Annotated in this window: 14 protein-coding genes and 4 pseudogenes; 8 read left to right on the top strand and 10 right to left on the bottom strand. The window is 55.9% G+C overall.

Annotated elements, in window-relative coordinates:
- The first annotated feature begins 14 nt into the window (after positions 1–14).
- The 6 genes and pseudogenes from nodS to QMO82_RS04170 all read left to right on the top strand — a co-directional run bounded on the left by nodS (position 15) and on the right by QMO82_RS04170 (position 3,717).
- A complete protein-coding gene (gene nodS / locus QMO82_RS04195) occupies positions 15–632 on the top strand; it encodes a nodulation methyltransferase NodS (protein WP_011053463.1) in 618 nt (205 codons plus the stop codon).
- Between the two features lie 35 nt (positions 633–667).
- Positions 668–871: pseudogene (locus QMO82_RS04190) on the top strand (carbamoyltransferase N-terminal domain-containing protein); the annotation flags it as partial.
- Positions 872–1,000: 129 nt separating this feature from the next.
- Positions 1,001–1,288: pseudogene (locus tag QMO82_RS04185) on the top strand (carbamoyltransferase C-terminal domain-containing protein); the annotation flags it as partial.
- A gap of 99 nt (positions 1,289–1,387) precedes the next feature.
- The gene (gene nodI / locus QMO82_RS04180) at positions 1,388–2,302 is read left to right on the top strand and encodes a nodulation factor ABC transporter ATP-binding protein NodI (protein WP_010024000.1); all 915 of its coding nucleotides are present in this window, start codon (positions 1,388–1,390) and stop codon (positions 2,300–2,302) included.
- A gap of 3 nt (positions 2,303–2,305) precedes the next feature.
- Entirely contained in the window at positions 2,306–3,094 is a 789-nt protein-coding gene (locus QMO82_RS04175) for an ABC transporter permease (protein ID WP_011053461.1), read from the top strand.
- Positions 3,095–3,300: 206 nt separating this feature from the next.
- Entirely contained in the window at positions 3,301–3,717 is a 417-nt protein-coding gene (locus tag QMO82_RS04170; protein ID WP_010020624.1) for a cupin domain-containing protein, read from the top strand.
- A gap of 352 nt (positions 3,718–4,069) precedes the next feature.
- Here the strand turns inward: QMO82_RS04170 and nodD1 are convergent, their stop codons facing one another.
- The 9 genes and pseudogenes from nodD1 to QMO82_RS04125 form a co-directional block, all read right to left on the bottom strand.
- The gene (nodD1, locus tag QMO82_RS04165) at positions 4,070–5,008 is read right to left on the bottom strand and encodes a transcriptional regulator NodD1 (protein WP_029532439.1); all 939 of its coding nucleotides are present in this window, start codon (positions 5,006–5,008) and stop codon (positions 4,070–4,072) included.
- A gap of 168 nt (positions 5,009–5,176) precedes the next feature.
- Positions 5,177–5,509 carry a nodulation protein NolE gene (gene nolE / locus QMO82_RS04160; protein WP_010022281.1) on the bottom strand — a complete coding sequence of 111 codons (333 nt, stop codon included), beginning with the start codon at positions 5,507–5,509 and terminating at the stop codon, positions 5,177–5,179.
- A gap of 388 nt (positions 5,510–5,897) precedes the next feature.
- A pseudogene (istB, locus tag QMO82_RS04155) lies at positions 5,898–6,567 on the bottom strand (IS21-like element helper ATPase IstB); the annotation flags it as partial.
- Positions 6,568–6,580: 13 nt separating this feature from the next.
- Positions 6,581–6,875, bottom strand: a pseudogene (locus QMO82_RS04150) (transposase); the annotation flags it as partial.
- Positions 6,876–7,362: 487 nt separating this feature from the next.
- The gene (locus QMO82_RS04145) at positions 7,363–7,713 is read right to left on the bottom strand and encodes a transposase (RefSeq protein WP_237359921.1); all 351 of its coding nucleotides are present in this window, start codon (positions 7,711–7,713) and stop codon (positions 7,363–7,365) included.
- A 3-nt stretch (positions 7,714–7,716) separates the two neighbouring features.
- The gene (locus QMO82_RS04140; protein WP_011053456.1) at positions 7,717–8,148 is read right to left on the bottom strand and encodes an IS5 family transposase; all 432 of its coding nucleotides are present in this window, start codon (positions 8,146–8,148) and stop codon (positions 7,717–7,719) included.
- Between the two features lie 59 nt (positions 8,149–8,207).
- Complete coding sequence (locus QMO82_RS04135) at positions 8,208–8,603, bottom strand: FkbM family methyltransferase (RefSeq protein WP_011053455.1); 396 nt, start codon at positions 8,601–8,603, stop codon at positions 8,208–8,210.
- 194 nt (positions 8,604–8,797) lie between these two features.
- Positions 8,798–10,855 carry a carbamoyltransferase gene (locus QMO82_RS04130; protein ID WP_011053454.1) on the bottom strand — a complete coding sequence of 686 codons (2,058 nt, stop codon included), beginning with the start codon at positions 10,853–10,855 and terminating at the stop codon, positions 8,798–8,800.
- A 760-nt stretch (positions 10,856–11,615) separates the two neighbouring features.
- Positions 11,616–12,032 (bottom strand): hypothetical protein, encoded by a 417-nt coding sequence (locus QMO82_RS04125; RefSeq protein ID WP_011053452.1) that lies wholly within the window; start codon positions 12,030–12,032, stop codon positions 11,616–11,618.
- 175 nt (positions 12,033–12,207) lie between these two features.
- On the opposite strand from QMO82_RS04125, the gene QMO82_RS04120 reads away from it, so the two are divergent.
- Complete coding sequence (locus QMO82_RS04120; protein ID WP_029875595.1) at positions 12,208–12,882, top strand: transcriptional regulator; 675 nt, start codon at positions 12,208–12,210, stop codon at positions 12,880–12,882.
- A gap of 128 nt (positions 12,883–13,010) precedes the next feature.
- The gene (locus QMO82_RS04115; RefSeq protein WP_004679185.1) at positions 13,011–13,550 is read left to right on the top strand and encodes a hypothetical protein; all 540 of its coding nucleotides are present in this window, start codon (positions 13,011–13,013) and stop codon (positions 13,548–13,550) included.
- A gap of 550 nt (positions 13,551–14,100) precedes the next feature.
- Here QMO82_RS04115 and hemN read toward each other — a convergent pair.
- Complete coding sequence (gene hemN / locus QMO82_RS04110) at positions 14,101–15,447, bottom strand: oxygen-independent coproporphyrinogen III oxidase (protein ID WP_080658272.1); 1,347 nt, start codon at positions 15,445–15,447, stop codon at positions 14,101–14,103.
- Between the last annotated feature and the right edge of the window lie 2 nt (positions 15,448–15,449).

The following is a 15,449-nucleotide window of genomic DNA, read 5'->3' as shown; positions in this document are numbered from 1 at the left end:
ATCTATTTACCGAGGTGAACGAGTTGACACAGAGCGACAATTATCAATTGCTGAATCGGGAACTGGCTGCACCCGATCCATGGGGACTCGACGCCAATCCATTCGAGCGTGAGCGTCACACGCAAATGCTCCGCTTGGCGCTTGCCCAGGGATCCATCTCAAGTGCGCTCGAAGTGGGATGCGCTGCCGGCGCATTTACGGTGCAGCTAGCCCCCCACTGCAAACGGCTCACCGTGATCGATGTTGTGCCTCAGGCTATAGAAAGATCGCGTCGACGCATAAGGGGTTCTCCGCACATCAGCTGGATAGTCTCTGATGTTCAACAGTTTTCACCTGACGAGAGGTTTGATCTGATCGTTGTGGCGGAAGTGCTCTACTACATCGGAGGAATAGCCGAGATGAGAGGGGCTGTTCGGAATTTAGTGCGGATGCTTGCGCCAGATGGATATCTGGTTTTCGGATCGGCGCGCGACGCCAACTGTCGTCGCTGGGGCCACGTTGCTGGTGCTGAGACGATCCTCGGCATGCTGAACGAAACTTTGCTCGAGGTAGAGCGGCTTGAGTGTCGGGGTGAGTCGGTCAACGAAGATTGCTTGCTCGCCTGTTTCCGAAATCCGTTTTCTGCCTCCTAACGGCTCAACCCTCGACGTTCAGACATGGAGACACTATGCGCATCTGTGGTATCAAATTGACCCATGACGGAGCGGACGCGCTTGTCGAGAATGGGTGGCTCGCCTTCTGCGTCGAGCAGGAGAAGCGGGGCAGCAACCCGCGATATGAAACTGTCGACAATCTCGACGCGATTGGCGCCGCTTTGGCGCAACACGGTCCGGATCCACGCGTTCTTGATCAAATCATCATCGACGGCTGGGGTGCAATGCTGAAAGTTCTCTCGAATCCGTCGAGGGCTCCGGTCTCGTTCCAATGACAGGGCATTTCCCTGCAAGAACTATCCTCGTGATAGGTGCCGCGCGGCCACCGCAGCCCGTGGCTCCGCCTCGTGGCGCCGATCTGCCTGGAGGACCCGTGCGCCTTATATAGTCAGCCCTCGAACTCCGGATTGCGAAATGTTGTTTAACCATCAGACCCGGATGAGATGCCAGGACAGAATTCCGGCTGTTGTCCATCTCGATGAATCTGCACGATTTCAGACCATCCCAGGCACTCTCTCCGTGAAGGCGCCGAGCTACTCTTCGAATGTAACAAGCTCAGGGACATTCGGCTGCTCTGCAACACGAGTGCCAATTACCACGGACGAGGCGTTTTCCCGGATTCTGCTGCAGCCCTTTAATGGAGACGCAATGAACACATACGGTGCGATGGACCAGGAAGAACCCAACCAACCGAAGAAATGCCGGTCAACGGCGCCCGACGGTCAGATGAGCGCATGTTCATGACCGCAATAGATTTTTCCGACGTAAGTAAGACATATGGCGACAAGGCCGTGGTCAGCGCGCTATCGTTCCGCGTTTCCCCGGGGGAATGCTTCGGGCTGCTTGGACCGAACGGCGCGGGCAAGAGCACGATCGCACGCATGATCCTTGGCATGACAGCCCCTGATGCGGGGAAGATTACCGTGCTCGGCGTGCCGGTGCCTGCCCAGGCTCGCTTGGCGCGAAAGGGTATCGGCGTGGTGCCGCAATTCGACAACCTTGAGCCTGAATTCACTGTGCGCGAGAATCTGCTGGTCTACAGCCGCTACTTCGGCATGAATACACGCAAAGTCGAGGCGGTCATGTCGTCGCTCCTTGAGTTTGCACGCCTAGAGAGCAAGGTGAATGCGCGTGTGTCTGAACTTTCAGGCGGCATGAAGCGGCGCCTGACGCTAGCGCGTGCGTTGATCAATGACCCGCAGCTACTTGTCATGGACGAGCCGACCACCGGTCTCGACCCGCACGCGCGCCACCTGATCTGGGAGCGCCTGCGTTCCCTGCTTACGCGCGGCAAAACGATCATCTTGACCACCCATTTCATGGAAGAAGCCGAACGGTTATGCGATCGACTCTGCGTACTCGAAGGAGGTCGCAGCATTGCCGAAGGGCGTCCGCATGACCTGATCGATGAACTGATCGGGTGCGAAGTCATTGAGATCTACGGCGGCGATCCGCATGAGTTGGAATCGCTGGTCGGGCCATATGCCGATCGCATCGAAATTAGCGGCGAGACCCTTTTTTGCTATGTGTCCGACCCGGAGCAGGTGCGTGTGCGGTTACGGCAGCGCGCGGGCTTGCGCATTCTGCAGCGTCCGCCGAATCTTGAGGATGTATTTTTGCGGTTGACCGGGCGCGAGATGGAGAAGTGAACGATGGATGAAGGTTGTGCTGCGGCTCTGCCCGCCAACGCTTTTAACTGGATTGCGATATGGCGACGCAACTATCTGGCATGGAAGAAAGTAGCACTTGCGTCAATTGTTGGAAGTCTGGCCGATCCTATGATCTACCTGTTTGGCCTCGGCCTTGGCCTCGGAATTATTGTGGGTCGCGTTGACGGCACAACCTACGTTGCATTCTTGGCGGGCGGCATGGTGGCGACAAGCGCGATGACGTCTGCGACGTTCGAGACGATTTACGCGGCCTTTACGCGAATGCACGCCCAACGCACCTGGGAAGCCATGCTCTACACACAAATGACACTTGGGGACATCATCCTGGGTGAGTTGGCATGGGCAGCGAGCAAGGCATTTCTTGCCGGTACGGGAATCATAATCGTCGCCACCGTGCTAGGCTATGCGACGTGGCCATCAGTCGTCTATGTGCTGCCAATTATCATGCTCACTGGATTTGCATTCGCGAGCCTTGCGATGGTAGTCACGGCGCTTGCGCCCAGTTACGAGTATTTCATTTTTTACCAGACGCTCGTCCTCACACCAATGCTGTTCTTGTGCGGCGCGGTGTTTCCAATCACGCAACTGCCCCAGACTTTTCAGCAGGTAGCGCAGTTCTTGCCTCTAGCGCATGCGATCGACCTCATACGCCCGGCAATGCTTGGGCGCCCCGCGAGCAGCATGGGCCTGCATATAGGCGCGCTTTGCATCTACGCGCTTTTGCCGTTCTTCCTGTCGGCAGCGCTGTTGCGTCGGCGCCTGATGTCTTGACGCCACTCGCCACCACGCCAGGAGGGGTATTGCGATGCAGTGTCTTGAAAAGACCCGCAGAGCTCTGAAGATAATCATCATAGTCCGGGAACAAACGAACCCATGTCGGCGCCGGCGAGACGATGCAGGTTTTTCGCTCTGCAACTGGCCGAACTCGGAAGCAAACACCCTTCAGGAAGATCCGGCGTGTATCAGGAGAAAAGCAAATGAAGGTCATCTCAATCGCTACGGCGCTCTTTGCTCTGGCGTGTCCCGCGAACGCGTTCGAAAACAAAGCGGTCGCGGCTACGCTTATCTTAAGGACCGATCGTACGATTGCCGGTCAGCCCATCATCGTTCCACGGAAGGATGTCGAGGTCATCGCTTCGATTTATGAGATTGCGCCCGGTGCGACGTTACCAATTCATCAGCATCGCTATCAGCGCTATGGCTATGTGCTTTCGGGGGAGATCACGGTCACCAATACAGAATCTGGGAAAGAAAGCATTTTCACGGCAGGGGATTTTATCGTCGAGTCCTGGGGCATATGGCATAAAGGGGCGAACAACGGCACCGAGCCGGTAAAGCTGCTCGTGATCGATCAGGTGGAAAAGGGCAGTGAGAATGTTCTGCCGCAAAAATAAAGACGTTGAGGTATTACCGGAGGGCAATCTGGCGCCACGGCTCGGATGTGGTGAACCCGTCCCATATTAGGGGTTGGTTTGCCGCTCCTTGCTAATGTCGATTGGAGCTGCGTGAACCTTCGACTTGCGTCGTCGACAAACTGTCGAGGAGGTTGTTTCATTGGTCGGCTGAACGGCGGGCGTAGGAGAGCATCTGTCCAGTTCCTCCATACTTGGTCGTCAGTCAGCGCGGCTGTTGGGCCAGCGGCGACAGGATCATCGATCATCCGTGAGACTGTAGCGGCGGCGTTTCAAAGAGGCTCCTCATTCCGACGCCATGAATCACGCCGAACGACAAAACCACGAAAGAATGCTAGGAAATCCTGAGACGTCTCATTACCTCATGGGGCGAAGGCATGCGGGATGCTTCCTGGCATAGCACGTCCCGCATCCAGAGGCTTGCCTGATCACTATTGTGAAGCGCGGGCCATTGGAGGGCCTGTGTGAACGCGGGCAAAGGTAGCGGAAGGTCAGCGATCCGCAGGGGTATTGTCTTTTCGAGCTGCTTGACCAGGCGTAAGGGCATTGTCGCTATGCGCTCGGTCCCTGAAAGCATGAACGGAACCATGCTGAAGCCCTGCACGACTACTTCGACATGTCTCTTAAGCCCGTGCCCAAGCAAACACCATTCCTCGATGGAAGCAGCGTTCCCAAACTTCACCACAACGTGCCCCATCGACATATACCTCTCGAGTGTAAGTTGCTCCGAGAGTAGCTTGTTCGAGCGGCAGCCCACGCACACGAGGGTCTCCTCGAATAACGCCACCTTAGGATGTGCGCGCGACATGAGCAATTCCGGAAAGATGAGAAAATCGGCGTCACCGCGCCGCAAGTAATCATCGTAGTTATCGGCGATCGGCAGCAACTCGAAGCTGACGGCGGGCGCTTCTCGGGCGACACGCGTCACGACCTTTTCAAAAAAAACGAGTGCGGCGTAATCGGAAAGAATGACTCTGAAGCAGCGATCCGATTGAGCAGGGCAAAACGGATCCCAGGATATGATCGAAACCTGGATGTGAAGCAGAGCCTCGCGGACCGAAGGCGCGAGCCGCTCCGCACGCGGGGTTGGAACGAGTTCGCGACCGACCATGGTAAAAAGGTCGTCATTGAAATAGGTGCGTAACCTGCCGACGGCCGCGCTCATGGCCGGTTGGCTCAAGTTGATGCTGCGCGCTGCCGCCGTGAGATTACGCTCGGTCATCAAGGCGTCGAGTGCGACGAGGAGATTCAGATCAAGGCCCTTGAACCGCATGTCTTCATCCATAGCGAGGTGGCGAGATAAAAGGTGAAAAGGCTTGGTCTCGCAGTGTGCGCCGCCACGAGAGATCAGCAAGCAAAGGGTCGCCTAAAATTGAGAAAGTATCGATGTTCCAGCCGCCGTGGCTTTGATGGTCTTACTGCTACCTTCAACCGACACGATTCAGTGGTGCCTGATCATTCTGGCGAGTAGCAGTGTTTTCCGCGGATAAAGGTTTCGGTCTGCGACGTCGATCACTTCGGCGCCTTCAATATGTACTTCGGGGGGTAAGACGCACTCGTAGCACTCACCTTCTTCGGCAGGAGTATCTTGGCAATTGAAGTCTTGAGTGTGCTCCGCTGAATGGGCTTTGTCAGCACCATTCAGGTTTGCGCGGGGGTCACTTGCCGCCGGGCCACAATCTTGGTTACGATCATCTGCTGCAAGTGACGGCCCGGCCCGCAATGTCAATGCGAGCAACGCTGCAACGATGACGTAGTAACCAATAACCTTCATGAGACGTTTCCTTTCTTCGACTAAGGCCAGGCGATACCAGGTAGGATTGATGCCATTCCCGCCGCCAGTGCTTCGGGGCTACAGGCGTTGTTGGATTGGTTGAGAGCCTTTCAACGGATCATACCCGGTGGAGTGGAGACGGCCGTCTATGGAGCATCCGCGAAAATTGGTGAAATCTATTGTTTAAATGCGAGTCATCCATTTGATGCATGTAGACGACGTCTTGCCTGCCCGAGCCAACAAGTGTCGCCAAACCCACTGTTTTCAGGGGCGCCTTTTCACCCAGTCCTTCTATCCTCAGTGGGCTTGCGCATGTCGTTGCCGCCATCCCCTTCATCCGGGATAGCAAAGGGCGCCGCGTGCGGGAGGGACACCCCTGCGTCTCCCGTCAGGCTACGACATTTTGTTCGATCGGCTGCCTTGTATGGAGAAGACCGGATTCCTGACGTTTCAGTGTCATCGTTTGCAATGAGATAGAGGTAATGGCCGCAAGCCGGCTGGGTCGACCACGTTTAGCTTCCATCGCGGAACGTCGCCATTAGCTTTCGACGTTCATTTCGAATGATCGTAGCGTGATGAACAAGTCGGTCTACCGCGGCAAGCGTCATGGCCGGGTCCGGAAAGACGAGGTTCCATTCTCCAAAGGGCTGATTGGCGGTGATGATGATGGACCGCCGCTCATATCTTGGGAGATGAGTTCGAAGAGCACGCGGGTTTCGGCCTGGTCCTGGTGACGTAGGCCAGGTCGTCGAGGATAAGCAGATCGAACTTGTCGAGCTTTGCGACGGCGGATTCGATCTGGAGTTCACGCCGTGCGACCTGCAGTTTCTGGACGAGGTCGGTCGTGCGAGTGAACAGCACCCGCCAACCGTTCTCGATCAGCGCGAGGTCGAGGGCCGCGGCGAGATGGCTCTTTCCGCCGCCCGGCGGACCGAACATGAGGATATTGGCACCTTTCGCGACCCAGCTGTCGCAGCGGCAATGGCCATGACCTGGGCCTTGGAGACCATAGGGACTGCATCAAAATCAAAGCTGTCGAGCGTCTTTTCCGGTGGCAGGTTTCGCCTGGGCAAAATACGCCGACGCTTTGCGCAGAATCTCGTTGGCCTGACGAAGCTCGCGGCTCTCCCGCTCAAGAGCATTCATATTCTCGGCGACATCGTTCGGCCGGCCTGCTCGCTTACCGCTATCGACCTCGGTCTTCTTCACCCATTCGTGCAGCGTGCGTGGCCGGCGAGCAGCCGATCTTGGCCGCGATAGATGAAACGGCAGCCCACCGCGCGGGGTGCTCGGCTTCGTGATCCAGCACCATGCGGATGGCACGCTCACGGACTTCAGGCGAGAATTTGTTCGTTGTCTTGCTCATATCGGCTCCAATCTCTCATGAGTTGAAGCCTCCGGCAAACTCGGCGCGGTTCTTGAATCCCAAAAAGGGAACCGGCTATAGGCTTGTGTTTTTAAGCAAAACGTCACCCTCCACTCCTAGGTCCTGTTGACAAAGTCAGCAGTGATAATGCGATAAGATGGCTCCTAACGGAGGATTTGATGTCTGGAGCTGATCGGGAAATACGACTTCGACTTAGTGTGCAACGCGCCTTGCTCGGGGCCGTATCATCGACGCTCGCCGCCGTTACGTGTGGCTGGAGTGGCAACGAGATTGTCCTCGAATTCTTGGTCGATCCCGATTTCAGCGATGATGACCGCGAACGCATGGAGGTAGTCGCATCCGAGGTCATCTCGGATTTCGGTTATGAAACAATAATGACTGTCTTCACATCCCCACCATCGGATGGACCGAAGGTTCCGGTTGATAGGCGATGGTGGGCTTACAGGCGATTTGAGCCATTGCTGGGCTAAAGGCGTTCCATGAAGTGCGGCAGCCAGATTTTTGCGGCGGCCAGCAAAAGGAACGCTTCGAAGGAAGTTCGGGTCTTGTCGTAACGGGTGGCAATCCGTCGGAGCTGTTTGAGCCGGTTGAACATTCGTTCGATGCGGTTGCGGTCTTTATAAACTTTGAAGTCGCAGGAAGGCGGGTCTTTCCGGTTCGCTTTTGGCGGAATCACGGGCCGAATGCCGTGGATCAGCAACTCTTCGCGGGCGGAGTCGCCGTCGTAGCCCTTGTCAGCAAGGAATGATTTAGGTTTGCCAACGGGTATGGTAAGAAGCGCTGGAACGGCGCTAGCTATAATTAGAAGCCTCGCCACCTGTCAGGACAAAGCCGAGAGGACGTCCCTGACCGTCTGCGCGGGCATGGACTTTTGTCGTAAAGCCGCCGCGTGATCGACCAAAACCCTCCTTATAAGTCCCCCTTTAGCGCCCGCAGCCTGCGAATGGCCGCGAACCGTGGTGCTGTCAATCATATGTTGCCAGTCATCGGTCAATCCAAGTTCGACAAGCGTTTCCAGAAGTGCGTCCCAAACACCTTGTTCGGCCCAGCGGCGGAAACGAACATAGACCGAATTCCACTTTCCATATCGCTCGTGCATATCGCGCCACGGACAGCCGACGCGCAGAACATGGAGCATCCCGTTAAAAAAGCGGCGGTTGTCGTGGGATGGCCGAGACTTGCGACCACGCTCGGTCGGCAATAGCGGTTCGACAATCCGCCATTCCTCATCACTCAAATCGCCTCGTGCCATAGCTGCTTCCTAAAAAGCAGTCTTGAATCACGCCTAGGCTGATTTGGGAATCCACTTTGTCAACAGGACCTAGTCTCAACCGAAATCGGAGGGTCAAACCGAACCCACTCGTACTCAGAAAGATGGTTCTTGGGACGGCGTATCGAGCCCGAGAGATCCCATTCCTTAGCGCTGTCATTGCCATTGCTGGGATGAAACTCGATCATCCCGTTTCGGTCGCTGATCGCAACCTCGGATAGCCTCATCCGATCCCGATCAGAACCCATTTTCTCCTTGAAGCGTGCAGCGGCTCTGGGGTCTGGCTCAAAGCAATAGAGCTGGGCGCTCGGAAGAAGGCGCAGAAAGCGTTGAGCATCGCTTCCGTCATTGCACCCAATGTCAAAGATTACAGGGTTAGGCTTATCGAGAAGCGAAACGATCTGTCGATGTACGTTTAACTCACACACCGGATCCATCACAGTCTCCTTAACTTTTCGAAGTGCCCCTGCTGAACGAGCTCGGACAGGATATCACTGAAATACCGAGCCATTTGGCCCTTCTTTCGACATGGTTGTTGACGCGTCGCCGTGCGATTAGGTGGGCACGGCGCATTGTCGGTCGCGGGCTTTGCTATTCGCGAGTTTGTTTGGCGTAACGACGCGACCCCAAGCTATGCTGAAAGCCCACTAGTCACCGAGGCCTCAGCGGGGACGGATACCTGTGATTTGCGGCCACGTACCGGGCTTAAGCATATGCAACGCTGCTCCCAAATCTGCCGAAGTTCATTTAGGAAAGTCTCACGACTACCTGAAACAGGCGCGATTCCATCCAAAATGTCGCCAACCAGGGCTTCTCCCTCAATCCTAATTAGCTGTTCAAACAACTCCGGTGAAATACGCACGGCCTGCAGGCTGGAGGCGCCTGTGCGGATCTCACATACAGTCTCTTGCCGATCCAGGGTGGAATATGCACGCGCCTGATGGAGACTTGCGTAAGGTGGCAAGGAAACTGCTAGTTTATTCCACTCCTCCATCGTTGAGATTCGCTTCTTGACGAGAAATGGACCGATCACAAGTGCATCCAGGTCGGTCGTCAAAAAAGTCGTTACGGCATCCCTAACCGAATCCACTACCGGCTCGGCGTTGTTGTTAAACGACGTGTTGAGCAAGATCGGAACGCCGGTTCGCTTCCCGAAAGCATTGATTAGCTCCCAATATGCGGGATTTGTCTCGCGTGACACTGTCTGCAAACGAGCCGTACCATCTACGTGCGTGATGGCGCCTAGCGAACTACGCTTGGGTTCGCGCACAGACACTACGAAATTCATAAAAGGAAATTTGCGCAAGGTACCTGGCAGATCAAAAAATTCCACGGCGTCCTCCTCCAATACCGAGGGAGCAAATGGGCGGTAGCCTTCCCGCTTCTTGACCATCATATTAATTCGATCCTTGTTTGACGCCGGCCTCGGATCAGCAAGAATACTCCGGTTGCCTAGCGCCCGTGGACCGAACTCCGAACGCCCCTGCACCCAGGCGATCACGGCGCCATCCGCAATCCATTCGGCTGCTTTGCCTGTCACGTCATCACTCCGTTCAATTTCGAGATGCTGGCCCCAAGCAAAAAGTTCCTCCTCCACGCTTCCTTCGCTCTCCAGGTCGGGTCCCCAATAGACGTTTTGCAAACGCTCACGAGGTGCCGGATGCCCCAGATCATGAGACGCCATCAATGCGGCGCCTAGTGCGCAGCCAGCGTCATGGGCAGCCGGTTGCACGAAGATGTCGTCAAACATCCCCGAGTACAGCAGCTTGCCATTCAAAGTGCAGTTGTGAGCCACTCCTCCGGCCAAACACAGTCGTTCGATGCCCGTAACCTTGGTGTAATGCCGTAGGACGTGGAACACGATCCGTTCCAGTGCTTCCTGCAGTGAAGCACTCACATCTTTATGCTGCTGCGTGAACGGCATGCCTTTCTGGCGTATTTGAATGTTACTGAGCAACGTAGGACCAACTCGGTCGAGATGGACCCGATAACCACCGTCGTCTAGGAGTTCGTAAAATTGTTCGAAGATCTCGCGGTACGAAGCGGGATTGCCGTAAGGTGCCAGACCCATGATCTTATATTCATCGAACGCGCCATAACCTAGGTAGCGGATCGTTTCCAAGTATAGCAGCCCTAGAGAATCATTCTCCGGAAATGTCACGAGTGGCTCAATCTCCGTGCTGGAACCAATCGCCAAAAGCCCCGAAAGAAAGTCTCCACCGCCGTCAATTGAGAGGACCAAACTTCGCTCGAAGCCCGACATGAAAAACGAGCTCACCGCGTGCGACATATGGTGGCTCACGAACGACACACGTGAGGGATCAATTTCGGCACCAAATTCTTGCCCGAGTAATCCGCACAACAACAGTCTCGCGTCCGGTATTGGGGTACTTGGGTGAGAGAGGCGCACGCGCTCGAGCACAGCGTTGCAATAGGCCTCGGTCGCATAATACGCGATGCGGTCGATGTCGCTCAGGTGAACACCTGCAGATGCGAGGCAATATTGAATCGAACGCGTTGGTAACTTGTTGGAGTGCTTGATCCGGTTAAGGCGCTCCTCCTCGACCGCCGCTATCACTCGCCCGTCGCGAACGAGAACCGCAGCCCCATCGTGCATAAAGGTGTTCGGTAGATCGAACGAATTTTCGTAGACTCTGCTTAGACCGCCACTGAGCCCTAGACACAGCATGTTGCTCTCCAGTTCGTTTCGAAAGGTAGGTCGCTCTGGTCTGGCCACCGGCTTTCGCAGTTTCATAGGGTGGCGCTTGACAGTGCAGCTAGAGCTCACGGGTCGAAGCCGAAATCAGATCGTGACCGGATCGGTGAGATTGCCGACAATCGGCGCTAACAGAGCCCCAGACCGAAGCATTTGCGGCAGTAACGCCGCGTAACGTATCCACATTACCCAGTCCTTCATCTTTCCGCCCGACAGCCACAACGACGTTTGGTGGTCGCTGCAAAGGTCGCAGACCGTATCCTTGCAGCGGCGAGTGCGCCTGCGTTGGCTCCGAGGCATAGCACACAGAATTCCGCCGCCGGCCTCCGTCATTCGCATATGCGCCAGTACCGAACTCAGCTCCCACGCGGTGGGGCCGCCATTGATAATCACGTCGAACGGCGCCCACGGCGTGAGAACCGATCTGCAACAAACGCTAGAAGGGGAAGCAGTAGAAAGATGACCAGCGCGCGGTGAAGACGAATAGGAGGCGGCATCGACCGGGGCAAAAGTGCGTCCCGTGAGAGCCCACTGAAACGTCGAGAAGCAACGACCAAGATTCTACCCGATCACGTCGAGCGCAAGATAACGATCGAGACCAGGCAGCAGACCGACTGCCTCATCTCGTTTTCCCAGCACAGTCTCCACGGCACCCGAGGACCCATTTTAAGAACTCCGAATTACGGCTTTTACAAAACGCTTCTTCAGCGTCTTCTAATGGCAACCGTTTCGATCAGTAAAATCGATTGTTTGGATGGAATGCATTCACGAAAACGATGGCGTGACTCAGCAGTGAAGCGAGCGGCGACCCCATCCTTCTCTCTATGGCGGCCGTGTGCAAGGCAGATCCGCCTGTGACATTCGACCGACAAACTCCTCGTGTCTTGTCATAAAAGCAACACTCCTTCGCTACTCTTGTTTCAGCCGACAAAGCCAAGCCGCATGTTCGTCTCGGCACATCAATGAGCCTAATGGCGGCGCTAGCTGCAAGGAAACTGCGTTCGGTCTTGGTCAGCACCGCCGCTGCGAGTGCCGCGAAACGTGGGCCAAGCGCTTCAACATTTTCCCCGGCGTAAGTGCGCAGCATCTGGTCTTTGAAGCGCCAGCCGACGAAGGAGAAGCCTGGGTTGGTGCGCGGCTCCTTCACCACTTTAGGGACCGGGACGATAAATCGGCAGAGGCCGCGGTAACTCCAAAAAATAATGCGGCGCTAAAAAATTGGCCTCAGGCTAGACCGTGGGTATAGACTGGTAGTCCGGTAGGCGCTATTCGTGCTGTTCCAGCATAACATCAGCCACCCCGTGGATTCTCCAAGGCCTCTTATATTGAAAAAAGTGCAACGCAGTTTTGCCGTCGAGTACAAGAACGGCAGGCGAAAACTTGATGCCAGATCGAACTCGATCTGGGGCAATGTGGATCTAAAGTCAGTCGCGCGCGATCTAGAGGAAGAGGCATTGCCTTTTCTGTCAGGTAGCTCTCAGAGTGGCAAACCCGACAGCGAAATGTCTTTGCCGGAACAAGATCAGGCCGAGCAGTTGTTGACAGCGCCTCTCGGGCCGTCGACAACTGCATCAGATACACAGGAGATGAGCATGGCCGACGAGACTAATACGACAACCAAGGTCGATGGACAGACCGTTGTCGAAACGCCTAATGCGCCGAAGAAACAGCGCAAACCGCGCGCCAAAAAAGTCGCGGCACTCGAGACCGCGTTAGCTGACGCTACGGCAGAGCCGGCAGCTGCGCTGGCCGGGGACGGTGGTGTGAAGAGGAGAGGGCGCAAGACAAAGGCTATCGAAGCCACGGCGAGCGCCAAACGCGCACCTGTGCGCCGTGCTCCAAAGGCTGTGCAGGCAGCGCCGGCTGCCCCGATGACGGCGAGCGATGAAATGGCAGACCTTTTGCAGTTGGAAGAGGAAAATCAGCGGCTGCGCAAGCTTCTTGCTGGAAAACTTCGCGCTGAAAATGAAGATCTGCGCAAACGGCTCAAGCTCGATTGATATAAGCAGCCGGTCAATAAGCGACCGGATCTACATTCTTATCGAGACAAACAATTCGGCAACGGTAATGCTGTTGCCGGACCCCAAACTCACTGCCTGCTTGCGGGATAAAACGCGAGGTCGGATAGATGGCGTCTCCCTGGAAACTTCTTGCCCGACTGATCTCACCGGGTCGCGAACAAAAGCGAGAAAACGGCTCGGACCAGAAGGTTACGCCGGACACATTGGCCATTGCCGGTCCGACCGAAACGCCTGCCGAGAAGAGCCTGATAAGCGCCGTTCGACCGGCAAGCGAGGGGCCTCCCCGTCACGGCCATTCTCCTGCAATTTCCACCGAGTTTGTTGTTTCTAAGGAAGTCGGAATCGGTGGCCACGATCAGGTCGAAGGCCAAGATGCCAAAAACGTTGAGGCGGCCGATCCACCTCCATTCGGCGGGCTTAGTACCGACATCGCCGCTGGGCACGATGCTACGAGGCTCGAGCGAACTCTCGAGGTCGCCCCGCGTAAGAAGGCATCAGCCGCGATTGCAAACGCTGCCCCGGCAGTTCACACTGCGGACCAGATGAGCCTCGACGAAGACATCAGGGTGCTCAGGAGGCAGCTAGCCAGAAAGCTAAGGCTGCAAAACGCGCAGTTGAGAACAATGCTGGAGCGGTTTGAACGGTGACCTGTCGCAGTGCAACAACCTGTCGCCCTGGGCATGTAGTGGAGCCAACGGCAGCATCACCTGTGTACGGCAAGGACAAATAATTGGGGTCCGAACACGGTCCCATTTCGTCGAGATCAACGACAAGAGTGTTTAGGCCATGTTCTAGGCATTTAACCGCGCTCGATCGCCACCGTGAACATCGAGCCTGCCGCAGGTTTCCTGGATGCGCGTCTCCGCCGCCTGCGCAATCGAAGCCGCATTGGTGGCGTCAAGCTGAACTGTCCGGGCGTCTGGTCCGTTTTGAACGAAGGTGTCGCCTGCTTCAAGTTGGCGCGCGCAACCGAGCCGGTGAAGCCGTGCTGCGCCAGACCTTTCACGATATTTGACGGCGGATTTCTTTGCCAGTGGCGAGAGCTGAACTGTGACGCGATCGAGACCGACACATGCCATGGACTGCGAATTCAGCGATCGATTTAAAATCGAGCAATTGGGGGCTTGCCTCCTGCCTAACATCTCGACGAACTCGAGCTCGATTAAGTGATCACTCCAAGGTCCTCCGTTTGCCAGTCTAGATCGGCTGGCGGCCAAGATAAGCATCGAACGCGGCAGCGACATGGCGAAGGGCAGAGCGACGTTCGTGCCGCACACTGACTAAACCGTTGTCAAACTCAACGATCCCATCCTCAGCCAGAATCTCTAGCTGCTTAGCTGAACTCACTAGATGGGTCTGATCAAATCCCTGAGCCGTACAGATTGCTGATATGTCCGCCTCCACGTAGCACATGAGCTGTTCGATGATTGCAGCTCTTACGCGATCCTCGGTAGCTAAACGGTAGCCCCTTGAGATCGCCAAGCGGCCGGATGCTATGTGCCGGTTATAACAGCTTTGCGTGAGATCGTTTTGAACGTAACCGTCGCCGCAACGACCAATGGCGGACGCGCCCAAACCGATGACAGTTGAGCAGGTTTCGGCAGAGTAACCAAGCGAATTTCGGCGCAGACGACCAGCTCTCTGTGCTATTGCAAGCTCGTCATCCGGCAAAGCAAAATGGTCGAGACCAATTTGCAGATAGCCTGCTGCAACTAACGTATCGGCCATGGCTGAGGCCTGCTCAGCTCGCGCGGCTATATCGGGCAGTGCTGCTGTGTCAATCAAGCGCTGATTTTTTCGAAAAGATGGAACGTGGGAATAACCGAAAACCGCGAGGCGGTCGGGACGCATCGCAATAGCTAACATAGCGCTCTCGAGACAGGACTGGACGGTTTGGTTCGGCAAACCGAACATCAAGTCGAAATTGATACGCCTGACCCCATACAGGCGGAGGTTTTCGACGGCGGTCATCACTTGCGCCTCGCTCTGAATCCGGTTGATCGCTTTTTGTACGACGGGATCGAAGCTCTGCACACCGACGCTTGCGCGATTCACACCGGTTCTTTCTAGGGCTTCGGCCATATCGGTGGTGAACGTGCGCGGGTCGACCTCAACGGCAATGGTTGCACCTCGCTCAAGCGCAAAACGGCCGCGCAGGAGTTCCATTAGCGACAGGAAGTCTGCCGATGGCATAATGGTCGGGGATCCGCCGCCAAAGTGCACGTCACCCACGGAGAGTGCCTGCGGCACTTGCTCGGCGACCAGGCGGATTTCCTCGCGCAGCATTGCTAGATAATCGGTTATCAAAGTGTCCCGACGAGTGATGCTAGTCGGAAAACCACAATACCAGCACATCGAGCGGCAGAATGGAATGTGGAGATAGAGCGAGACAGCGTCATCAGTTCCCTGGCTTCTCAGCCATTGCTCATAAGTGTGGGCGCCGATTTCTGGAGAAAACTCCTGTATTGTTGGGTAGATAGTATACCAAGGCAACTGCGCCCCGCTATTTGTGTTCGGAACGAAAATCGACGACGGTGCGCGCAAAG

Origin of the sequence: Rhizobium sp. BT04 (genome assembly GCF_030053135.1) — a bacterium.
Taxonomy (GTDB): domain Bacteria; phylum Pseudomonadota; class Alphaproteobacteria; order Rhizobiales; family Rhizobiaceae; genus Rhizobium; species Rhizobium binxianense.
This window is presented reverse-complemented; position numbering and strand designations above follow the sequence as displayed.

Coding starts and splice junctions, on each gene's coding strand:
- nodI (WP_010024000.1), top strand. CDS start 1,388: ATGTTCATGACCGCAATAGATTTTTCCGACGTAAGTAAGACATATGGC.
- QMO82_RS04175 (WP_011053461.1), top strand. CDS start 2,306: ATGGATGAAGGTTGTGCTGCGGCTCTGCCCGCCAACGCTTTTAACTGG.
- QMO82_RS04170 (WP_010020624.1), top strand. CDS start 3,301: ATGAAGGTCATCTCAATCGCTACGGCGCTCTTTGCTCTGGCGTGTCCC.
- nodD1 (WP_029532439.1), bottom strand. CDS start 5,008: ATGCGGTTCAAGGGCCTTGATCTGAATCTCCTCGTCGCACTCGACGCC.
- nolE (WP_010022281.1), bottom strand. CDS start 5,509: ATGAAGGTTATTGGTTACTACGTCATCGTTGCAGCGTTGCTCGCATTG.
- QMO82_RS04140 (WP_011053456.1), bottom strand. CDS start 8,148: ATGGCACGAGGCGATTTGAGTGATGAGGAATGGCGGATTGTCGAACCG.
- QMO82_RS04135 (WP_011053455.1), bottom strand. CDS start 8,603: ATGGATCCGGTGTGTGAGTTAAACGTACATCGACAGATCGTTTCGCTT.
- QMO82_RS04130 (WP_011053454.1), bottom strand. CDS start 10,855: ATGCTGTGTCTAGGGCTCAGTGGCGGTCTAAGCAGAGTCTACGAAAAT.
- QMO82_RS04115 (WP_004679185.1), top strand. CDS start 13,011: ATGGCGTCTCCCTGGAAACTTCTTGCCCGACTGATCTCACCGGGTCGC.